The 21,406-nt window shown below is 61.6% G+C and carries 15 protein-coding genes and 1 pseudogene; 8 read left to right on the forward strand and 8 right to left on the reverse strand.

Features of this window, described 5'->3' with window-relative positions:
- A pseudogene (locus BGC09_RS22910) lies at positions 1-618 on the forward strand (hypothetical protein); the annotation flags it as partial.
- Here the strand turns inward: BGC09_RS22910 and BGC09_RS12785 are convergent.
- The 7 genes from BGC09_RS12785 to BGC09_RS12815 all read right to left on the reverse strand — a co-directional run bounded on the left by BGC09_RS12785 (position 575) and on the right by BGC09_RS12815 (position 9,776).
- Positions 575-1,927 (reverse strand): methyltransferase domain-containing protein, encoded by a 1,353-nt coding sequence (locus tag BGC09_RS12785; protein ID WP_069804385.1) that lies wholly within the window; start codon positions 1,925-1,927, stop codon positions 575-577. The pseudogene BGC09_RS22910 and the gene BGC09_RS12785 sit on opposite strands and share 44 nt — an antisense overlap.
- 66 nt (positions 1,928-1,993) lie before the next feature.
- Positions 1,994-3,403: an Asp-tRNA(Asn)/Glu-tRNA(Gln) amidotransferase GatCAB subunit A gene (locus BGC09_RS12790; RefSeq protein WP_069804386.1), complete on the reverse strand. Its 1,410-nt coding sequence runs from the start codon at positions 3,401-3,403 to the stop codon at positions 1,994-1,996.
- 254 nt (positions 3,404-3,657) lie between these two features.
- On the reverse strand, positions 3,658-5,166 hold the full coding sequence (gene gcvPB, locus BGC09_RS12795; RefSeq protein ID WP_069804387.1) for an aminomethyl-transferring glycine dehydrogenase subunit GcvPB: 1,509 nt from the start codon (positions 5,164-5,166) through the stop codon (positions 3,658-3,660).
- A complete protein-coding gene (gcvPA, locus tag BGC09_RS12800) occupies positions 5,163-6,518 on the reverse strand; it encodes an aminomethyl-transferring glycine dehydrogenase subunit GcvPA (protein WP_069804388.1) in 1,356 nt (451 codons plus the stop codon). The genes gcvPB and gcvPA overlap by 4 nt, the downstream gene beginning before the upstream one ends.
- Positions 6,519-6,873: 355 nt before the next feature.
- A complete protein-coding gene (gcvH, locus tag BGC09_RS12805; RefSeq protein ID WP_069804429.1) occupies positions 6,874-7,260 on the reverse strand; it encodes a glycine cleavage system protein GcvH in 387 nt (128 codons plus the stop codon).
- Between the two features lie 127 nt (positions 7,261-7,387).
- Positions 7,388-8,545: a glycine cleavage system aminomethyltransferase GcvT gene (gcvT, locus tag BGC09_RS12810; protein WP_069804389.1), complete on the reverse strand. Its 1,158-nt coding sequence runs from the start codon at positions 8,543-8,545 to the stop codon at positions 7,388-7,390.
- A 178-nt stretch (positions 8,546-8,723) separates the two neighbouring features.
- The gene (locus BGC09_RS12815) at positions 8,724-9,776 is read right to left on the reverse strand and encodes an ATP-binding cassette domain-containing protein (protein ID WP_069804390.1); all 1,053 of its coding nucleotides are present in this window, start codon (positions 9,774-9,776) and stop codon (positions 8,724-8,726) included.
- Positions 9,777-10,147: 371 nt separating this feature from the next.
- Here BGC09_RS12815 and BGC09_RS12820 point away from each other — a divergent pair, with 371 nt between their 5' ends.
- From BGC09_RS12820 to BGC09_RS12840, 5 genes are all read left to right on the forward strand, one after another.
- Complete coding sequence (locus BGC09_RS12820) at positions 10,148-11,035, forward strand: ABC transporter ATP-binding protein (protein ID WP_069804430.1); 888 nt, start codon at positions 10,148-10,150, stop codon at positions 11,033-11,035.
- A gap of 76 nt (positions 11,036-11,111) precedes the next feature.
- Positions 11,112-12,230, forward strand: a complete 1,119-nt coding sequence (locus tag BGC09_RS12825) for an ABC transporter permease (protein WP_069804391.1) — start codon at positions 11,112-11,114, stop codon at positions 12,228-12,230.
- Positions 12,231-12,509: 279 nt separating this feature from the next.
- A complete protein-coding gene (locus BGC09_RS12830) occupies positions 12,510-15,215 on the forward strand; it encodes a sensor histidine kinase (RefSeq protein ID WP_069804392.1) in 2,706 nt (901 codons plus the stop codon).
- Positions 15,199-15,573, forward strand: a complete 375-nt coding sequence (locus BGC09_RS12835) for a response regulator (RefSeq protein WP_069804393.1) — start codon at positions 15,199-15,201, stop codon at positions 15,571-15,573. The genes BGC09_RS12830 and BGC09_RS12835 overlap by 17 nt, the downstream gene beginning before the upstream one ends.
- Positions 15,574-15,682: 109 nt before the next feature.
- Positions 15,683-16,873 (forward strand): tetratricopeptide repeat protein, encoded by a 1,191-nt coding sequence (locus tag BGC09_RS12840; protein WP_069804394.1) that lies wholly within the window; start codon positions 15,683-15,685, stop codon positions 16,871-16,873.
- A 25-nt stretch (positions 16,874-16,898) separates the two neighbouring features.
- Here the strand turns inward: BGC09_RS12840 and queA are convergent, their stop codons facing one another.
- Complete coding sequence (gene queA / locus BGC09_RS12845) at positions 16,899-18,083, reverse strand: tRNA preQ1(34) S-adenosylmethionine ribosyltransferase-isomerase QueA (protein ID WP_245688588.1); 1,185 nt, start codon at positions 18,081-18,083, stop codon at positions 16,899-16,901.
- Between the two features lie 527 nt (positions 18,084-18,610).
- On the opposite strand from queA, the gene BGC09_RS12850 reads away from it, so the two are divergent.
- Entirely contained in the window at positions 18,611-20,281 is a 1,671-nt protein-coding gene (locus tag BGC09_RS12850) for an MFS transporter (RefSeq protein ID WP_084658669.1), read from the forward strand.
- Between the two features lie 191 nt (positions 20,282-20,472).
- On the forward strand, positions 20,473-21,381 hold the full coding sequence (locus tag BGC09_RS12855; protein ID WP_069804395.1) for a sulfite exporter TauE/SafE family protein: 909 nt from the start codon (positions 20,473-20,475) through the stop codon (positions 21,379-21,381).
- Positions 21,382-21,406: the final 25 nt, after the last annotated feature.

Raw genomic sequence — 21,406 nt, forward strand, 5'->3', positions numbered from 1 at the left:
CAGGGAGAGCAGTTTCCAGAGCTGGTGCGCCTGCTACGCGAGTGGGAGCGCTGGGCCGCCGAGCTGCTGGAGAGCCATCTCTCCTATCCGGTGCTCATCTATTATCGCTCACAGCACGAACGCCAGTCATGGCTAGCCGCCCTGACCACCCTGCTCGATGCCTGCGCGTTGATCATCGTCTATCTGGATGATTTGCCAGCACAGACTGCCTGGTTCACCTTTGCCATCGCGCGCCATGCCGCGGTCGATCTGGCCCAGGTCTTCGATGTGAAGCCGCGACCCGCAAGCATGAATCGTCTGACAGGAGAGGAGCGCGCTCGTTTACTGGCGGCACTGGAGGCGCTAGGACTGGAGGTTTCACCAGAGCGGGAGCAGCGCCTGGCCGAGTTGCGACAGCTCTACGAGCGCTATGTCCAGAGTCTGGCAAGGCGGCTGGAGATGCCGCTGCCTGCCTGGGCTCCCGCCAAAGTCATCGATGACTGGCAGACCAGTCCGTGGGAACTTCTGGCCGCTAGCCGAGATACCCTGGCCTGGCAGCGCAAGATGTTGACGCTGCAGAGGAAGTTTGAGACCATCAAGCCTGGCGTTCAATCACCAGACGAGACCAGCGCCGGGTAAAGATGAGGCGCTCGGGGGTTGGCTTCTCGGGACAGGGAACGTGCAGGGGATAGACCCGCAGGCGCAAGCGATCATCGCCAGGCATGAGAAGCCAACTGGCGGGGCGCCCCGCCGTATCCCAGGAGCGAAGGAGAGACAGCAGACGCCGAGCCAGGTATTCGGCCCCGCCAAAGCAGCGCACCATGATTTCACAGGCGACCTGGCCACTTTGACTCGCACCACTGGCCGGCACCCTCCAGCCCGGAGGCAGGGCGAGCAGGGCCACATGATTGTCAGCCACAATTCCTATGGTAGCACGGGCCTCCAGGCCAGCGACCTTGAAGAGCCAGGGTAGCTCGGTCAGCGCTGGGTGCTCGCGCTGAGCTACAAGGCTGCAGGCTGTCGGCTCCTGCTGGGAGAGCCAGGAGTTAAAACCGTAATGGACTTCGTGCAGGCTGGCAAGCACGCCGCTGGGCAAGTCGTACCAGGGACCGGCGAGATCTCGGTAGAGGGCGGTGACATCCACCGGCTGGTAGTTATTCAAGCGCAGCTGGAGCGCAGGACTGGCCTCGGTTCGCGGCCCGAGGGCGAAGATGCCCCCCGCCTCTGCGAAGGGGCCGCGTAGCATCATGAAAGCACAGAAGCGTACAGAGACGCTCTCAAGATGGTCATCGCGCCGCTCTAGAGCAACCGAGAATTGAGCATCACGGAGGACCAACGGGAGCAGTAGCCTCCCGTCAGGCTTCAACTGTTCATACCAGGGCGTGGCTATATCGCCCGCAGCCACAGTGAGAATAATGCGGTCATAGGGGGCCGCGGGTGGATAGCCCTGGGCTCCATCCCCACAGATGACATGCACCTGGCGGTAGCCGGCGGCTTCCAGATGGGCACGTGCCCCCTCTACCAGGTCTTCATCGATATCGATGGTCACAATAGTGCCGCTCTCACCCAGGATGTGAGCCATGAGGGCGGCATTGTAGCCGCTGGCAGCTCCGATCTCCAGGACTCGCTGACCTGGCTCTAGACCAAGCTGCTCCAGCATGATGGCCATGATGGCTGGCTGCGAAGAGGAGCTGATGCAGACTCCGTCGACAATCTTGAGAGGGATGACCTGGTCGCGATACACTTCTTCGGAAGGAACCCCTGGCAGGAAGAGGTGCCGGGGCACAGCTCGAAAGGCCGCCTCGATGCGAGCTGTGCGCAGGAAGCCACGCTCTTTCAGATGCTCAACCAGGGCCTGTTGCTGCGCCTCTAGCTGGTCCTGATGCTGGCCTGGACCGTTCCGGTGGGCCGGATCAGGATCAGGGTCACGCCTCGGACCAGCTTCCATAAGGCCCTCCTTTCCTTTCCTTTCCTTCCCTTCCCTTCCTCTCTGGCTGCTGTCTGCTGTCGCCAGTCAGGGAATGTCTCGCCGATGCCAATCGGTCAGCTGCTGGTAGGCATGGGCAATTCTTAAGACAGTCGCTTCGTCGAAGGCATTGCCCACTACCTGAAGGCTGAGCGGGAGGCCAGTCTGGCTGAAGCCACAGGGAAAAGCCACCGCGGGAAGACCAGCCAGGTTGAAAGGCAACGTGAGGCGCAGCGAGGCCGTGGTGGCCTCCTCGCGCTGACCCTCAATGGTAATCTCCTGGTCGATCTGAGCGATGGGAATGGCCGGCATGGGCTGGGCAGGCAGCACAAGCGCATCAACTCGCTGCAGCACCGAGCGCAGCTGTGTGGAGAAGACGCGCCGCTCCTGTTGGGCCCGGAGATAGTCGATGGCGCTGATGCGCTCCCCCTCTTGCAGACGACGCAGAGTGAGGGAACCATAGAAGGCCGCGCGCTCGCTGAGCCAGCCGCGCTCACGATGGACAAAGGCGGCCTCGGGCAGCTGAATAGTACGGAAGGTCGCTAGCGAGGGCCGGCTGAGCAGCACCTCGCTGATCTGGGCCCCAGCTTCCTGGAAGATGAGAACAGCCGCGCGCCAGGCTGCACGCACCTCGGGATCGAGCGGTGCCACGAAGTCCTCGGGCGGCAGGCCCAGCCGTAAGCCCTGCAGCGAGAGCGGTCCCCGCCCCTCTGGTCCCTCGATGAGCAGCGCTGAAGAGCGCGAGGGAGGACCCGAGACACTCTCGGGATCACGTGGGTCATAGCCAGCAATGGCATCGAAGAGGAAAGCGCAGTCCTCGGCGCTGCGTGCCAGTGGCCCAACGTGATCCAGCGAACGTGAGAGCGGTATGACTCCATGACAACTCACGCGCCCATAGGTCGGTTTGAGACCGGTGACCCCACAGCAGGCAGCCGGAATGCGAATTGAGCCACCAGTATCCGTGCCGATAGCCCCGGAGCACATACCAGCAGCAACCGCGACCGCCGAGCCACCGCTTGAGCCACCAGGGACATGGTCACGCTTCCAGGGATTGCGCGTCGGTGGCGTAAAGACGCCAAGACCGAATTCGTGGGTATTGGTCTTGCCGATGATGATCGCCCCGTGCCGTCGCAGATGCTCCACAACACTCGCATCTTCGGGCGCTACATAGTCAGCCAGCACTCGCGAACCCGCGGTCAGGGGCTCCCCCCGTACGGCAATGAGGTCTTTGACGGCAATGGGAATACCATGAAGGGGACCACGGAAGAAGCCGCGCCGCTGCTCGCTCTCGGCCTCGTCGGCAGCCTGCAGGGCCGCGTCGCGCATCACGCTGATAAAAGCATGGAGCTCACCGTCGAGGGCCTCGATGCGCTCCAGGGCCTCGCTGACGAGTTCTCCAGGGGTTGTCATTCCAGAGCGGATGTCATCCGCCAGCTCGCGAATGGATCGATAGAGCATGCTTCCCTTTCACACTGCGCAATGTACGCTTGTCTGCCCCGGGCAATGGGTGACCTGGCCTTCCTTCTATTGTACCACGTGCAGATCAGCCACCACGCTCCAGCCTCTCCCCATCTATGCGCTCTCGATACGCTCCGAGATAGACAGACAGAGAGACAGAAAAGTCGCGCAGACAGAGATGGCCGGTACGATGGATGGGGAAGACCACCACTCTGCCCGCGCGACCGCTTCGCTTGTTCGCGACAGCGGCAACGTTAGAGCTGCCCGAGTCCGTGAGTCGCTTCCTGTCCAGGCTTCCAGCGCAGGTTGGGGCGGCGCGCCGCCAGCGCCTGATCAAGCCGCCCGACTGGCGTGGTATGCGGCGCCGTCTTGACAATCTCAGGATTGGTGCGCGCCTCCTGAGCTATCTGACGCATGACCTTGATAAAGTAGTCGAGCGTCTCCCGCGTCTCGGTCTCGGTCGGCTCAATCATCATCGCCTCGTGGACAATGAGCGGGAAGTAGACAGTCGGGGCATACATGCCAAAGTCAAGCAGACGTTTGGCAATGTCGTTGGCCGTAACGCCGCTCTCTTGCTTCTGGCGCTGAGCCGTGGCGACAAACTCGTGCTGGCAGAGCCGCACCTGGGGGAAGGCGATTTCATAGTCCGACGCCAGTTCGTGGCGCAGATAGTTAGCGTTGAGAATGGCGCTCTGGGCCACGCGCAGCAGGCCATCTGGCCCATAGGTGCGGATATAGGCATAGGCTCGCACAAGGACCCCGAAATTGCCAGTGTTGGCGCGCACTTTGCCGATCGAGAGTGGCCCTGGATCAGCCCAGTAGTAGTTGCCTTGCTCGTCTTTGGCCGGCAGCGGACCGGGCAAGAAGGGAACAAGGTGCTCTTTGACGCCGATGGGGCCAGCGCCCGGACCGCCGCCACCATGCGGCGTGCTGCAGGTCTTGTGTAAATTGAAATGCACGACATCAAAGCCCATATCGCCCGGGCGCGTGATGCCCAGCACGGCATTGGCGTTGGCCCCGTCGTAGTAGAGCTGCCCCCCGGCCTCATGCACCAGGCGCGCGATCTCGACAGCGTTACGGTCAAAGACACCGAGGGTATTGGGATTGGTCAGCATGATGGCCGCCACCTGCTTCCCCTGACTGGCGAGCAGCGAGCGCAGGCGATCCATATCGAGGCCGCCAGTGGCCGGATCGGTCTTAATCTCGACGGCGCGGTAGCCAGCTAGGGTGGCACTGGCCGGGTTGGTTCCGTGGGCGTTGTCGGGAATGAGCACCAGATTGCGGTGGCCCTCGCCACGGTGCTCGTGATAGGCTTTGATGAGCATCAGGCCGGTCAGCTCACCATGCGCTCCTGCCGAGGGCTGCAGCGTCACGCGGGCCATGCCGGCAATCTCGGCCAGATATTGCTCCAGCTCGTACTCTAGCTGGATCGCTCCCTGCACGGTGCTTTCGGGTTGCAAAGGATGGAGCAAGGCAAAGCCGGACAGGGCGGCCATGTCCTCATTCAGCTTGGGATTGTACTTCATCGTGCAGGAGCCGAGCGGATAAAAGCCGGTGTCGACGCCAAAGTTACGCTGCGACAAATGGGTATAGTGACGCACGATCTCGATCTCGCTGACCTCGGGCAGCGGGGCCGGTTCCTGGCGCAGCAGATGCGGCGGTACCAGACGCTCCACCGGCTCGGCGGGCACATCGAGCGTCGGCAAGGTCGCGGCGCGTCGTCCAGGAGCGCCTTGCTCAAAAATCAGCGGTTCCACGCTCATGCCGCTACCTCCTTAAGGGCCGCCACCAGGCGGTCGATATCGTCGCGAGTGCGCATCTCGGTCACACAGAAGAGCATATGATTGGCCAGATCGGGGTAGTCACGGCCCAGGTCATAGCCGCCGATGATATCGTACTGCAAGAGGTGCTCCTGCAAGCGACTGGCCGAGATCGGGAGACGGATCACGAATTCATCAAAGAAGGGAGCGCTGAAGGCAGTCGCGAAGCCGGGCAGGGCGTCGATCTGGCGTTGGGCGTAGTGAGCCTTGTGCAGGCAGAGAGCCGCCAGCTCGCGCAGGCCCTCCTTGCCCAGGGCCGCCATGTAGATGGTGGCCCCGACGGCCAGCAGCGATTGATTGGTACAGATATTGGAGGTCGCGCGCTCACGGCGAATATGCTGCTCGCGCGCTTGGAGCGTCAGCACATAGCCGGTCTGCCTGGCAGGGCCCTCCTCAACGGTCTGCCCGACCAGACGCCCGGGCATCAGGCGCAGAAAGCGCTCGCGTGCAGCCAGGAAGCCGAGGGCCGGGCCGCCGAAGCTCATCGGATTGCCGAAACTCATCAGCTCGCCGACAGCGATATCAGCCTGGTACTCCGCCGGTGAGGCCAGCAGACCAAAAGCGGCAGGCTCACTGGTGACGCTGATAAAGACGGTGCGGCTATGACGATGGACCAATGGCTCGATAGCTTTGACATCCTCGATGCAGCCAAAGAAATTCGGTTGCTGGATGGCAACGGCCACAGTCTCCGGTCCGACAGCAGCCTCCAAAGCGGCCAACGAGGTGACGCCGTTCTCTGTCGCAACCTCGCGCACGCTGAAGCCACGCGCGCGCGCATAGGTATGCAGGACGCGCCGATATTGGGGATCGATAGCGGTGGAGACCACGACCTCGCCCTGGCCGCCAGGGCCGAGGGCCATGAAAACAGCTTCGACGAGGGCGGTGGCACCATCGTAGAGCGAGGCGTTGGCAATGTCGAGACCAGTGAGCTGGCAGACCATTGTTTGAAACTCGTAGATGGCCTGCAGCATACCCTGGCTGACCTCCGGCTGATAGGGCGTGTAGGAGGTGACAAACTCGGAGCGGCGCTGCAGATGCGGTACAACGCTGGGAATGGCGCGCTCATAGGTGCCGGCACCCAGAAAGGAGATGACTCGGTCAAGGCTCTTGTTCCTGGCAGCCATGCCCATCATGAGCCGCTTCAGATCCGGCTCGGCCAGAGCCGGTGGCAGATTGAGGGGACGGCGCAGGCGCACCTCCTCAGGTACCGGCTCTAATAAGTCTTCCATCGATTGCAAACCCAGGCGCTCAAGCATGGCCTGCTGCTCCTGGGGCGTGTTCGGTATGTATCCCATCGTAGCTTCCTCTCCCGAACGGCGAACTGGGAATCAGGGACGGTCAGGCTCGACGCCCAGCGGCCCGCCGCCGAAGCCGCCCGTCCGCGGGCGGCTTCAGGGCAAGGCTCAGGACATCCAGACATCTGACCAGTTGTGGCAAAGGTGGCCCGCCAGCGCGGGCGACGCTGTAGCTGCGTGCCCCTCTTCGCCTCTTCCGGTGGCTGATTTGGCAGATAGGGCTGTTGTGTAGCAGTCAAGCAGGCGAGTGAGAAGCTGCAGGGTAGCGGCATAGGCGGAGCGGGCCACAGCGAGCGAGTAAGCAAGTAAGCAAGCTTCGGCCAGTCAGTCAGTCGTCAATTTAGCGGGCAGGCAGTCAGCGCCCTTCGAGATAGGCAATGTACTGCTCAGCGGTCATAAGATCGTCCAGTTCTGCAGGGTTAGTCAGCTTGACCACCAACATCCAGCCATCCCCGTAAGGCTGCTCATTGACCAGCTCAGGGTGCTCCTTGAGCTGCTCATTCAGCTGGAGGACCTCGCCGCTGACTGGGGCCACCAGTTCCGAGGTAGCCTTTACCGATTCGATGTCGCCGAACTTCTGATCGCGGCTGAGCTGCTGCCCGGGCGTCAGAGGGATCTCGACATAGACGACATCCCCGAGCTGGTCCTGGGCATAGTCCGTGATGCCGATGGTCGCCTGGTCGCCCTGGACGCGGACCCACTCATCGGTTTTGCTATACTTGAGGTCAGCCGGATGGTTCAGGCTCGCCATATCCTCTGTCTCCTTCTGCTCTGATCAGCGTTGTGCTTCTGGTCAGCTTGCAGCGCAGGCCAGGACTTCTGCGCGCCCCGTCCGTCTCTGCACCGGTGTTGCCTGCGCGCCCAGCTCTTTACTTGCGGCGCTTGTAAAAAGGCAGAGTCACGAGGCGTGCGGCCAGGCGCCGATCGCCAATCTCGATCTGCACGAGGTGCTCGGGGATCGCGCGAGCTGCCTCGACATAGCCCATGCCGATGCTCTTGTTGAGCGTTGGACTGGGGGCGCCGCTGGTGACCACACCGATGGCGCGCTGGTTTGCCCCGCTGCTCCCGCTTTCGCCGCCAGTGTCGCTATCATAGATAGTATATCCGCCACGGGGCACCCGTCGCTCCACCATCTCCAGGCCCATGAGCTTGCGCCCTGGCCCTTGCTCGCGGACCCGCAGCAGAGCCTCACGGCCAATGAAGTCACCTTTTTCAAATTTTACCGTCCAGGCCAGGCCGGCTTCCAGAGGATTGGTCTGCTCTGTCAGCTCGTGGCCATAGAGGCAATAGCCAGCCTCCAGGCGGAGCGTATCTCGCGCGCCCAGCCCGGCGGGCACGAGACCGCGCTCTTTTCCTGCCGCGAGCAGGCGCTCCCAGAGCAAGGGGGCCTGAGCCGCCTCACAGTAGAGTTCAAAGCCATCCTCGCCTGTGTAGCCGGTGCGCGAGATCAGGCAGGCCAGCCCCGCCACACTGCCTGGCTGGCAGCGATAGTAACGAATCGTTGCCAGGTCCACGGCTGCCAGGGGCTGGAGTATGGCCTGGGCCTCCGGTCCTTGCAGGGCCAGCAGGGCGGTTTCTTGCGAGCGATCGATGATCTGGACAGCGCCGAAGCGCTGGGCCTGCTCCTGAAACCAGGCCAGGTCTTTGGTAATGTTGGCTGCGTTGACCACGACCATGTAGCGCTCGGCCTCCAGACGATAGATGAGCAGATCGTCAATGACGCCTCCCGTGGGCAGACAGAGCGTCGTATAGAGCGCCTGGTTGATGGCAAGTCGCCCGACATCATTAGGGACCAAATATTGCAGAAACGGCAGCGCCTCCGGACCTTCGACCTGGAATTCGCCCATGTGGCTGACGTCGAAGAGGCCAGCCCGCGTGCGCACGGCCCGGTGTTCTTCGAGAATGCTGCTGTATTGCAGCGGCATCTCCCAGCCTCCAAATTCGACCATGCGCGCCCCAAGGGCCTGATGCTGCTCATAGAGCGGTGTGCGTTTGAGAGGAGCTGCTGCAGCATGCTCTGCTGTCATCGTTGACTCCTTGGCAAGGTTCGAGGCTTGGCTTGGTGGGCCTGCCCGCTTGACGCTTCCACTATAACAGATTTTGCCGACAGCGTCGAATCGCCTCCTTCCCTTGACAGACCCAGCCGGCCCCAGGCCCAGACCAGTGCCCCCGAGGCCGGGAACAGCCCGCCTTGCCGGACCTCCATCAGTAGTCGAGCAGATTCTGTAGCTCTTTTTCTGACTGCTTGCTCAAAGGAATCATTGTTTCCTGGGGATCGTCGAGCTGCAGGGTGTAGCTGTTGCGCGTGAATTGGATGACGGCCTTGATATGCTGCAGATTGACCAGGTAGGCCCGATGGGCCTTGAAGAAGCCTCGTCCACTCAGGCGTTGCTCCAGCTCTTGCAGGGTCAGATGAGTCGTTGCTTCTTCACCGGTGACGGTGCGCAGAATAGTGCGACCATCGCGGCTGGTCGCATAGAGGACCTCCGCGGGATCGTAGAGCATGATGCGATCCTCGCGGCGCGCTGTCACCTTGTAGGGAACATAGCGCGTGGGCGCCGCAGCTGCTCCTTCCTCCTCACCTTCCTTGCTCTCGCCCTCAGCAGAACGAGCCGCATAGCTATAGCTATAGTCGCCGCTGATGCGCCCGGCATCCAGCTCGACGACGCGCGTGCAAAACTTGCCCGCCCAGGCGAGATCTTTGGCGCTGAGCAGCACGGCGCTGCCCTGGGCGGCCAGATCCTGGATCAGCTGAGCAAAGAGCTGGGCCGTATCCCAATCGACGCGCTCGACCGGCTCGTCGAGCAGCGCCAGGGCAGGCTGCCGCAGTTGCAGCTGAGCGAAGGAGAGACGACGTTTGGCCGAGAGCGAGAGCCGATTGATCGGCTGCCGGGCCTGGTCGCTTAATCCGACCGCCGCCAGCACCTCATCGATACGCCGGCCAGGGATGCCATGCAGTGTGCAGAAGAAGGCCAGAAACTGCCGCGGGTTCAAACGCTCATAGAGCAGGTCCTCAGCAAAGAGCAAGGCGACGCGGGCCCTCGCCTGCCGATCGCGCGCAAGATCATGTCCATCCAGGGTGATACTCCCCCCACTGGGCTTGAGCTGGCCGGCCAGCATGCGCAGCAAGAGAGTTTTGCCACAGCCCGAAGGACCAACCAGGGCCACGATTTCTCTCTCGCGTATCCGCAACTGGGGAATCGAAAGCACAGTTCGCCCCTCAAACGTCTTTTCCAGCCGGCAGATCTCTAACTGCATGACGCTCCTTCCTCTTGCACGGCGGCCACTGGGCCTGAATCGAGCGCTGGCGCCTTCCGCAGATCATTATACAGGATGGCTGGTCTGGACAGAAAGAGGAGATCTCTCTCGCCTGGCGGCCCCTGATCATCAGAAAGAGCTGCGCCATTCACCCCCGTATTTACTCCATTCAGCCTCGACCCGCGACCACTCATCTCCTCCACAGAGCCTCTTACCCTGTCCACAGCGCCAGCCAGCCGTTTTTTATAGCGCCGCGCAGCCACAGATGGTACAGTCAGCACAGAGCCACCGCCAGGCGAGAGTGACCTGGCCAGACAATCAGCAATTCAGCCATGAACATGAAAGCTCAAGAACAGAAAGGGAATATCGTCATGGAGCACCAGTCAGAGTCGGAACTGATGATCGAAGCCCATCAGCTCCGACGCACCTTCGGCCAACGCCAGGCCGTCGCTGACCTGAGCTTGAGCGTCAGGCGCGGCGAAATCTTCGGTCTGCTCGGCCCCAATGGAGCCGGCAAGACCACCACCATCCGTCTTCTCACTGGTCAGATCATCCCAGATAGCGGCTGGGCCCGCGTGGCGGGCTGCGATGTGGTTCGGGAGCGCCAGCGTCTCAAGCAGCGTATCGGCGTCGTCTTTGAGGAGCAGAACCTCTACGAACGGCTCTCCGCACGTGCCAACCTGCGCTTCTCCTGCTGGCTCTACAACCTGCCGGAGAAGCGAATCGACGAAGTGCTCACCCTCGTAGACCTGCGCGACCGCGCGCGCGAGCCGGTGGGAAAGTTCTCTCAGGGCCTCAAGCAGCGCCTGCTCATCGCCCGTGCCCTGCTTCATCAGCCAGCCGTCCTCTTTCTGGACGAGCCAGGCCGTGGTCTTGATCCCATCTCGGCCCATACCATTCGCCAGGTCATCCAGCGCCTGCGCGAAGCTGGCACCACCATCCTGCTGACCACCCACCTGATGGAAGAGGCCGATCAACTCTGTCAGCGTGTGGCTTTCATTGTCAACGGGCGTCTGGTCGCCAACGATACTCCGCGGCATCTGAAGCTGCAGCACGGCAAACGCCTGCTGCAGGTCACTCTGGAGGAGCAGCAGGACCACAGCCAGCACCTGCGCGACCTCACCCTGAAGCTAGACGATGCCGGAGATCAGCAACGACTGATGCACTGGCTCAGCGAGGGGCGGGTTCGCTCTCTCCATACGCAGGAGGCCAGCCTGGAAGAGGTCTTCTTCCACGTCGCCGGCGTGCCGCTATCTTAAACTGCTGTCCGTCACCTTTCACCAGCGTAGCCAAAGTACACCAAACGCACAAATTTGCTTTAGGAGAGTGATCACCATGCACCTGCGCAGCATTTTGGCCATTGCCCGCAAAGATCTCATCGATATCGTCCAGAACAAGGGCACGCTCGTCGGGCTGCTCCTGCCCATCTTCATGGCCGTGCTCTTCAGCTTCATCAATAGCTTCATCGGCGGATCGCCGACGCGCCTGCTCATCTACAACCCGGGCCATTCGCCGGTCGAGCAGATTGTCAGCGCCGCCTTCTCCACACCCACAATCACGCATGCGGCCAGCCCCAGCGACGTTGAGGCAGCCTTCGGCCCCGATGGCGCCCACAAGCAGTCAGCCTATGCCCTTGGCCTGATCGTGCCCCCCTCCTTTGAGAGCGATCTGCGTGCGGGCCGCCATCCGCAGCTACAGCTCTTCATTAACGGGGACAGCATCGGCACCACCCAGCGCGCGCTGCTGGCCCAGGCCCTGGCCGACTACGGGCGCCAGGTTGTCAATCCCGAGCCGCCGCTGGCGATAGTTACCAGCACCATTAACCCGCCCCAGCCGAGCACCTTCGCCGAAAACAGTAAAGCCTTCTTCGTGATGTACGTGCTTGTCATGAGCATCATGAATGCCACCGGTATCGTGCCTGGTCTGATCATCGAGGAGAAAGAAAAGAAGACTCTGCGGATGCTGCTGGCCTCGCCGGTCTCTTTTGGCGACATTATCGCCGGCAAGCTGCTGGTCAGCCTGGTTTACCAGGTACTGCTGCTGGCGCTGGTCTTCCTGATCATGCAGGGATTAACCGGCAACTTGTTCTGGCTGCTGCTCTTCCTTCTGATTGGGGCCTGCTTGACCAACGCCATCGGTCTGCTGGTCGGCTGTCTCTTTAACACCATCTCGGCCTCGGGAGCGGTCGGGGGTATCCTTGTCTTCTTCTTCATCGTGCCGGCGCTTTTCGTCGGGCCATTAGGGCAGTTTATTCAGAACCAGTCTTTCATGATGATCATCAAGGCCATTCCGGTTTACTACCTGGCCGAGGGTATCTACAACGCCCTGACCAGCCAGACGCCAGCCGCGACGATGTTGACCGATCTGGCAGTCATCGCCGGCACCACCCTGCTGCTCTTCGTGCTGGCTGCCTGGAGTCTACGTCATCAGGCGGCAGTTGCGAGCAGCATCTAAGACCGCAGAGGAGCAGGCCGTGCTGGCCGCGGAGCGGTCCGGCCCGGCCCGGCCTGGCCTGGCACGGTACCGCTCGCTCATCCGGCTCAGCGCGACCCGGCTCCTACCACAGGCCCCAGCCTGATGACAACAGACACAGCTTGTGATATCCTGTCTCGCGACAGGAAGAGCGCGAGCACAGCAGACACCATCTGCGGCGGCGAGCGCGTGGGCAGCTTTGTCAGACTGCGCCTCCCTGCCGCCCGCGCGCTGCTGCAGTGGAAACAGGAGAATAGACCCATGCCGACAGCAATCTGGGGGGAGCCGGAGCCAGAACGCAACGAGGCTTATCCGCTAGCAACCCTGAAGCAGCTGGTTCACCAGATGATGGTGCATTTCGCGGCACAGGGGGCGTGCCTAGCGCTGTACGATGCTCTGCTAGGGCAGATGGTCATCAGGCTCCACGTGCGCCTGCGCAACGGCGGCGCAGGGGGCCAGCCCAGTCTGAGCCTGAGCACAGGCCAGAGCGGTGCAGAGGGTGTTCATCGCGTCGGCAGGCGAACAACTATCAACCTGCAAGATCCGTCTTCATCAGCGGTGGGGCGCCTGAAGCGGACGCCTGGGCCCCAGGAGGAGCTGGAAGATGTGCCACCGCTGCCAGGGAGTCTCTTCCCGATCGGCGGTCGCTATGCACCAGGCCAGGACCTGATCGGCTATACCTGGCGAGAGAATCGCTCTTGTATCATGGAGCACGAAAGTTACGTCTACGCCTTTCACGGGCAACACAAGACGCCCCTCAGCCTCGACGTCAGACCATACTGGTATTTTGCCGCCCCCATCCAGGAGCCGCTTCTGGCCCATGAAGAAAGCGGCCAACGCGCGGGGCCTCAGCCGCAGGTTCTGGGGGTGGTAGTTCTCTACAAGCTGGTGCCCTCGCCTGGTTTTGACCTCAAGCAGCGCCAGGAGGTTCACACCTTCACCGAGCGGATGGCCCTCTATCTGGAAAACCATCGCCTGCGCCAGATCCAGCGTCGCACCAGCGAGCACCTGCAATCGCTGCAACAGCTCAGCGCCATCTTTCCGTCGACCGTCAACCTCGCCTATCTGCTGGAACAGGTCTATCAGTTCACGCGGCGCATTGTCGACGTCTCGGCCATGCTGGTCACTCTCTACGACCGCGACACGCGCATGATCTACGATGTCTACGCCGTCTGTGATGGCCGGCCCGTCGAGGGTCTGCCGACCGAGTCAGTCGAGCCGCGCACCCGCCGGCAGTGGTGGCGCGTCACGCAGGAAGAGAAGCGCACCCTGCTGCTCAGCCCGGCCCATCTGCGCCAGCACGAATACGACGAGCTGCTGCAAGGCGTCTGGGGCGACCAGCGCCAGGCTGAGTCGTTTCTCCTGCTGCCGATGAAAATGTTCAACCGCGTCATCGGCTCTGTCAGCCTGGCCAGCCAACGGCCCAACGCCTACCGACACGAGGACATCCAGGTACTGGAGACGATGGTCCAGATCATCACTGTTGGGATCGAGAATGCCCGGCTCTACGAGCGCTCGCGACGCCTACTGCGTAAGGCTCGCCAGCGCGAGGAGTCGCTGGCCGCCATGAACAGCGCCCTACAGTCCATCAGCCTCGTCCTCAATGTACGCGAGATGCTCGACAACTTCGTGCGGGCCGTCGCTAATCTGGTTGAGGCGGAGATCGGCGTCTTCTTCCAACTCTCGCCTGACGGGCAGGAGCTCATCGCTCAGGCCATCTATGCCCGCAGCCACAAAGGCGCCAGCAACGAAGCGCTTTCCTTCATGCACGCCGATAGCGAGAAGGAGCGCGAGCTGATCGAGATGATTCGCCTGCCCTTCAAGGGGTCTCTCTTAGAGCGCATGGTCAGCGAAGGGGCCTTCTTCTATCTCGATGGCGCCCTGGCCGAGGAGCTGGCGCAAACAGCCAGTGAGGGAGGGGCCATCTTCCTGCGCGAGACCCAGATTCAGCGCATGATCATGATCCCGGTCCAGTACCAGACCGAGCTGATGGGGCTGCTTTCCCTTCACACACCGCACCAGGATCGCGTCTTCCAGCCCGAAGAGATTGGCATGCTGCTGGCCCTCTCTAGTCAGGCCGCCAGTGCCATCCGCAATGCCCAGCTCTTCGAGCAGATTCAGGAGGCTAACGCCGAGCTGCAGCGCATGAACACGCTCAAAGATGAGTTTATCGTAACCGCCTCCCATGAGCTGCGCACGCCGCTGAGCGCTATCAGCGGCTACGCCTCCTTGCTCAAGCGCCAGAGCGCGCGCGCCACCTCGCAGCAGATTCTGCGCTTCGCCAGCAAGATTGCGGCCTCCGCCCAGCAGCTCAGTGCCCTGGTGGCCAACATGACCGAAGCCGCCAATATGGACGCCCTGGGGCGCAAGCTGGAGCTCCATCCTAGCCCTGTCGAGCTGCGCACCGCCGTCCAGATGGCGGTCAGCATTCTGAACATCAATATCGAGCAGGAGATCCAGGTCAACGTGCCCGAGGACATCTGGCTCTACTGCGATCCGCAACTGCTGCGCCAGGTGCTGACGAACCTGCTCGATAATGCCGCTAAATATTCGCCGCCGGATAGCCAGATCGAGATCCGCGTCCGCGAAATGACGCTCGGCGAGGTGCCGCTCCCCGAGGAGCAGGTCGACCATGAGGCTCTCATCGAGAAGGGGGCCGACCTGCCAGTGGCCGTGGTGAGCGTCTGTGACCAGGGCGAGGGCATCCTCCCAGAGGAGCAGCACAAGATCTTTGAGAAGTTCGTGCGGGCCTCGCGAACGTTGACGACGCCCGTGCGCGGCTCCGGCCTGGGCCTCTATATCTGTCGCCGCTTTATCGAGGCAATGGGCGGCAAGCTCTGGCTGGAGCGCAGTGTGCCCGGCGAGGGGTCGATCTTCAGTTTCTATCTGCCACGCACCAGTCCACCACCCGAAGTCCGCGACCAGGAGGAGGAAGAGACGGCTAGCGACCATGACGAGCCCGCTTAATGTACTGATCGTCGATGACGATCCGCTCATCCGTGAGATGATGATCGATATTCTCGAATTCGAGGGTTATCGCCTGCGAACAGCTCGCAACGGCCAGGAGGCCCTGCAGGTGTTGCAGGGCGAGGAGTGCTACGTAGTCTTTCTGGACCTGATGATGCCCGTGATGGATGGCAGCGCGCTTTGCCACCAACTGGCCGCCCAGCCGGAGCTGCGCCGCCGCCACCGCATTATTCTGATGTCGGCCATGGATCGCCTGGCTACTGCCTCCTCCCTGCAGGCCGATGGCCTGATGCCAAAGCCCTTCTCGGTGGAGGATGTCTTGCAGGCCCTCGCGCCTTTCCGCTCACCCTCTCCATGAGCGTTAAGCCTGCCCACCGCTGTCCGTCTCCCCTGTCCTCTGTTGTGCTGTTGCCTACAATAATATATGAAAGACAACAGAGAGCCAAAGTTGACCGGGAGCGGCCCGCATGAATCCATCCAGTGTGTTTACCGCTTTAAGCATCTTTACAACGTTTGCCAGCATCATTCCCGTCTATCACTTTATTTATCGTTTTCTGCATATTGCCCCCTGCCTCCAGGGAGAGGGGCCTGGTCTGCTGCTCTACCCCAGGAGTTCAGAGACAGAGGAGCAAGGCAGTCGAAGAGAGGCCGCCGCGCTGGTGAGGCGGGGGAGCATGTACCTTCATCGTGGCCAGCCTCAGCGAGCCATTGAGCTATACAGCCGGGCCCTGGCCATTGCTGGCGACGAGGCCGAGGCTATCCTCTATCTGCGTCGAGGAGAAGCCTGCTATCAGGCTGGCCAATACCGGCAGGCCCTGAGCGACTGTGAAAAGGCCCTGCGTCTTCATCCTGCCCTGGCCGAGGCCCATTATCTGCGTGGGCGCATTTGTACCCGTCTGGCTGCCTATCAGCAAGCCCTGAGCAGCTATACGCGGGCCCTGGAACTCGATCCGGGCCTGGCCATGCATATCTACCCGGAGCGGGCGGCTCTCTATCAACGGCGCAAAGAACTCCACGCAGCCCTCCATGACTACTGTCGTGCCCTGGAGTACAGTCCGCACGAGCCTTCCCTTGCCTTTCAACGGGCCTTCATCTATCTGCAGCTACGGGAGCCACGCCAGGCCATCGCCGATCTGAATAGCGTGCTGCAAGCCCGCCCCAACTTTGCCTGTGCCTACCACTACCGCGCCCTGGCCTCTCTCTACTTGCAAGACCTCGCCCGGGCGCGCCAGGACTGCCAGCGAGCTACCACCCTCAACCCGATGCACATCGATCATGGCTGGCTGGCCTGCTGGGTAACCCTCTGCGAAGAGCGTCCGCAGGAGTGCATTGCTGAGCGCCTGGAAGCCCTGGCCCGCACCGCGCCCGAGCAGTACGTAGCCCTGCTCTGCCAGGCGGTTAGCGCCTGGATACGGGGAAAGCAGGCCACAGCTCAGGCCGTCATCAGCCGGGCCCTGGCCGCCCCCGGTTCTGAGGAGCACTGGGGAGGGCTGTTCTGGCAGGCCGCCCTTTGGGCCGCAGCAGGGCGCGAGACCGAGGCCCACCAGGCCCTGCGTGAGGCCCTCATCCGTGGGCTCCCCCTGCCCCTGCTCTCTCCGCTGCGCTGGGCTAACCCCAGCTTCTATGAGCATTACGCTCGCGCTCTGCTGGAAGCCTGAGCCGGACCAGAGGGAGCGCGCGCACCTAGAGCAGCAACATCGCGTCGCCGAAGCTATAGAAGCGATAGCGCTGGCGAATAGCTTCCTGATAGGCTTTCTCGATCAGAGCCTTACCCGCAAAGGCGCTGACCAGGAGGATCAGCGTCGAGCGCGGCAGGTGGAAATTGGTGATCAGGGCATCGACCACCTTGAAACGATAGCCCGGGGTAATATAGAGGTCGGTGTGGCCATGATAGGGCTGGACCTGACCGTTGAAGAGGCTGGCCACACTCTCCAACACGCGCACCGAGGTCGTGCCCACCGCGACCACACGCCCACCACTCCGCCGCGTCTCATTGACCAGCTCAGCCGTGGCCTCATCGATGTCGATCTCCTCACTATGCATCTTGTGGTCGCGCACATCCTCGACATCGACTGGACGGAAGGTATCCAGGCCAACGTGGAGGGTCACGAAACCAATACGCACCCCCTGGGCACGTAGACGATCGAGCAGCTCCGGTGTGAAGTGAAGTCCAGCCGTGGGGGCCGCCGCCGACCCGGCGATCCGCGCGTAGACGGTCTGATAGCGCTCAGGATTGGCCAGCGGCTCACGAATGTAGGGCGGTAAGGGCATGCGCCCTATCTCCTCGATGACCTCGGCGACCGCCGGCGGCGTGGTCTGGGCCCGCTGATGGACGGCCAGATAGTCGGGCGGCAGCGTAAAGCGAATGAACCGTCCACCCGCTTCGGTACGTCCAAGAATCTCGCCCTGAAGGCGCGGCGGCAGGCCCACCTCCCGATCCTCGCCAAAGAGAATGCGTGCACCCTCGCGCAGTCGCCGACCAGGACGAACCAACGCTTCCCAGATGTCCGTTCCCAGATCGGCCCGATGGGCCAGGAGTAGCACCTCGACCGCCCCGCCGGTGCCCTCTCGCTTGCCCAGCAGTCTAGCGGGAATAACGCGACTCTGGTTGGCGATCAGCAGGTCGCCCGCCCGCAGATACTCGCCGATATCGCGAAAGTGGCGATGCTCTAAGGTCCCTGTAGCACGATGGACCACCAGCAAGCGCGAGGCATCGCGCGGCTCGATTGGCTGCTGAGCGATCAGTTCCGGCGGCAGCTCGTAGTCGTAGTCACTGATCCGAAAGGAAAACTCCTCTCCTCCCCCTCCTCGATATTCTTCTGGAGTCTGCTTTCGCTCTTGGAATTCTAGTGAATCGCCTTTCATCATCTATCAATCCTTTGTCTCTATTTATAGCTCTTTAACAGAGGAGCACGCTGCGATCCTGTACAGTGCTAAACAGAACGGAACAAAGAGCACATTCCTTCATAGCTCTCTGAACCGTGATTTATGATAGCACGTCCGCCTGGCCGAGGAAAGCCGAGCCATCAGCAGGGCCTGGGGCGAGCCGCCAGGACCAGCAAGCCGCCAGGATAGAACAACCTGTCCAAAAGGACAGTTTTTGGCTCTCCGACTTGGCGATATGTCGGTATGAGGAATGTCCCTTCTTTCAGAGTTGTTTTATGTAAAGAGAGTATGAAGAGAGTGTCTCGCTACCACAGCGCCCCATAATCTATGGAACAGGTCAAGAGATCTCTTCTGTAGATGCGAGCGCCTTGCCACGCACCCTCTTCTTTCAGGACAATCTACACTACCGCCGGTACACAGCTTTGATAGCACTTCAGTGCTTCTATTCAATATAGATACATAGACTTCAATTTCTGTATCTATTGGGAGTGAGTGGAACAGGAAGGATAATGCAGCAACACGATCCCCGACTGTCAGAACTGCGCCTATTCCCAGAGGAGAAGACGAGCCAGTCTTGCGAGCGGGTAGAGCGCAATGGCCATAGCAACGAGCAAGAGCGGCGAACGGGAGAGACGGTAGCCCTGCCGGTAGCTGAGCCGAGCCTCCCGGGTGCTGCCGTGCCGGGCGAGCGGCAGGGGAGCCAGTCAGCAGCGATTATTGAGACCAACAAATGGCTTGTTTTCGCCATCCTGGCCATAGGTGTCTTCATGGCCACTCTTGACGGCTCGATTGTCAATATCAGTCTGCCTGCTATAGCGAATTATTTTCATGTACCGCTCAATGGAGCCGTCGAGTGGGTCACTATTGCTTACCTGGTCACCACGGCCTCTATGCTGCTGACAGCAGGGCGTCTGGCCGATATGGTGGGGCAAAAGCCGGTGTGGTTGCTGGGGCTCATCATCTTCACCCTTGGCTCGGCCATTTGCGGGGCAGCGCCATCGCTGCTCTTTCTCGTCATTGCTCGTGGCTTCCAGGGTATTGGTGGTGCCATGATGATGGCCATCTCGCCAGCCATGCTGACCAGCGCCTTCCCTCCCACGGAGCGGGGGCGAGCTTTGGGCCTCAACGCCATTAACGTCGCCCTTGGCGTCAGCGTTGGCCCCACCGTAGGTGGACTGATTACCACCTCTCTCTCCTGGCGCTGGATCTTCTATGTGAACGTTCCGGTTGGCATCATTGGCCTCCTCGCCACCTGGTTCCTGCTGAAGGAGCGCCATGCCCAGCGTCAGGGGCGTTTCGATCCACTGGGAGCATTGACCCTGGGCCTGGGCCTGGCCGGCATTACCCTGGCCCTTTCCTTCGGCCAGGAGCTGGGATGGTTCTCGCCCTTTGTTATGGGTAGCTTGCTTGTCGGTCTGGTGGCCCTGACCGCGCTCTACTTCATAGAGCAGCGCGTGGCCTATCCAGTCATCGACTTTTCACTGTTACGGCGACGGGTCTTCCTTTCGGCCAACGTCAGCCTGATTCTCTGCTTCATGTCGCTCTTCGCGGTTAGCTTCCTGATGCCGTTCTATCTGGAGCAGCTGCACGGCTTCCCGACGGAGGTGGCCGGCCTCTTACTGACGCCGCTCCCCATCACGCTTGCCTGTGTAGCACCGCTCAGTGGAAGTCTGGCAGACCGCATTGGCTCGCGCTGGCTGGCGGCCACTGGGCTGGCGATCTCATGTCTGGGATTGATTTTGCTAGGCCAGCTCAATGCCCACAGCTCTATCTGGGATATCATTTGGCGCCTGGTGGTCACAGGTCTGGGCCAGGCAATCTTCCAATCGCCCAACAGCAGCGCGCTGATGGGCGCTGCCCCGCGTGAGCAGCAGGGCAGCGCTTCTGGCTTCCTGGCTACGGGCCGCACGATGGGCCAGAGCATCAGCGTAGCCCTGGCCGGCGCGGTCTTTACCAGCCTGGGCGGGGCCAACGCCGGCCTGCAGCTTGTCATGTTACGCACCCACGGTGTTCTTTCCGCCACCAGGGCTGCCGCGCTTGAGCAGACCTTCTCTCATGCCTTCCAGAGCGCCTTTCTGGTCTGCGCTCTGATCGCTATCATCGGCGTAGGGACCTCGCTCGTGCGTGGCAAGGAGGAGCGACGCAGACAACAGGCCAGGTTGAGCGAGCTAAGCCACTAGGCTCCTGCCTGCTGCCGCCTCCACGATCCCGGTCAGGCAGAGGCTCCGACCCCTGGCGCTCTTCTGCACCCGTGAGCCAACGCTCATGAGAGTGGGGAGTGCGAAGAACGCAGAGCCTCTCCTTTTCCGGCTTTTTTTGCTGCTATGATTACAGGAGGATCATTCTCACAAAGGAAAGTTGGAATACGTCTATGACCCTTGCACAGGCCATTCTGCTCTTCGTGGCCGCAGTGCTCGGCGGCATGCTGAATTCGGTTGCTGGTGGAGGCAGCTTCATCGGCTTTCCAGCACTGATCTTTACCGGTGTACCTTCCATCAATGCCAACGCCACCAACACAGTCGCGCTCTGGCCCGGTGTGGTGGCCAGCGCTGGTGCCTATCGGCGCGAGCTGGCCCGGCAACCGCGGGCACTGATGGTAGTGTTGGGGGGCACCAGCCTCATTGGCGGCGTTCTGGGTGCACTGCTCTTGCTGCGCACACCTCAGCAGACCTTTACCCTGCTGATCCCACCGTTACTCTTGATCGCCACGGTGCTCTTTGCCGTCAGTCCACGGCTGACAGCCCTCCTGCGTAAGCGGCGCGCAGTAGCGGCTTCCCCGGCGGCTAGCGCTGCCGCTCCAGTGGCGACTGCCGGCCCGTCTGTGGCTCAGGAGGCCACGCTTTCTACCGAGGTCCTGACGAGCGAGACCCTGGCCTTGAGTGCCGAGAAGCTTTCTCCTCTCAAGTTGGTCAGCGTCTCCTTTTTCCAACTGCTGATCGCTACCTATGGAGGTTACTTCGGCGGCGGGATCGGCATCTTGATGCTGGCCACCCTGGGTATGATGGGCATGGAAAATATCCATGAGATGAATGGCCTCAAGACTCTGCTGGCAGGTCTGATCAACGGGGTTGCAGTGATTACCTTTGCCCTGGCCGGCGCGGTCCTTTGGCCCCAGGCCCTGCTCATGGTAGTGGGAGCCGTAATCGGTGGCTACGGCGGCGCCTACTACGCTCGTAAAATTGATCAGCGCTGGGTACGCCTCTTTGTGACCCTGGTCGGCGTGGCGATGACGCTCTACTTCTTTATCAATATCTATATCCTGGGACACAGTGGAAAATAACTGCTGTCGAGCCGAGGCTGCCCAC

This window comes from Thermogemmatispora onikobensis (genome assembly GCF_001748285.1).
Lineage (GTDB): Bacteria > Chloroflexota > Ktedonobacteria > Ktedonobacterales > Ktedonobacteraceae > Thermogemmatispora > Thermogemmatispora onikobensis.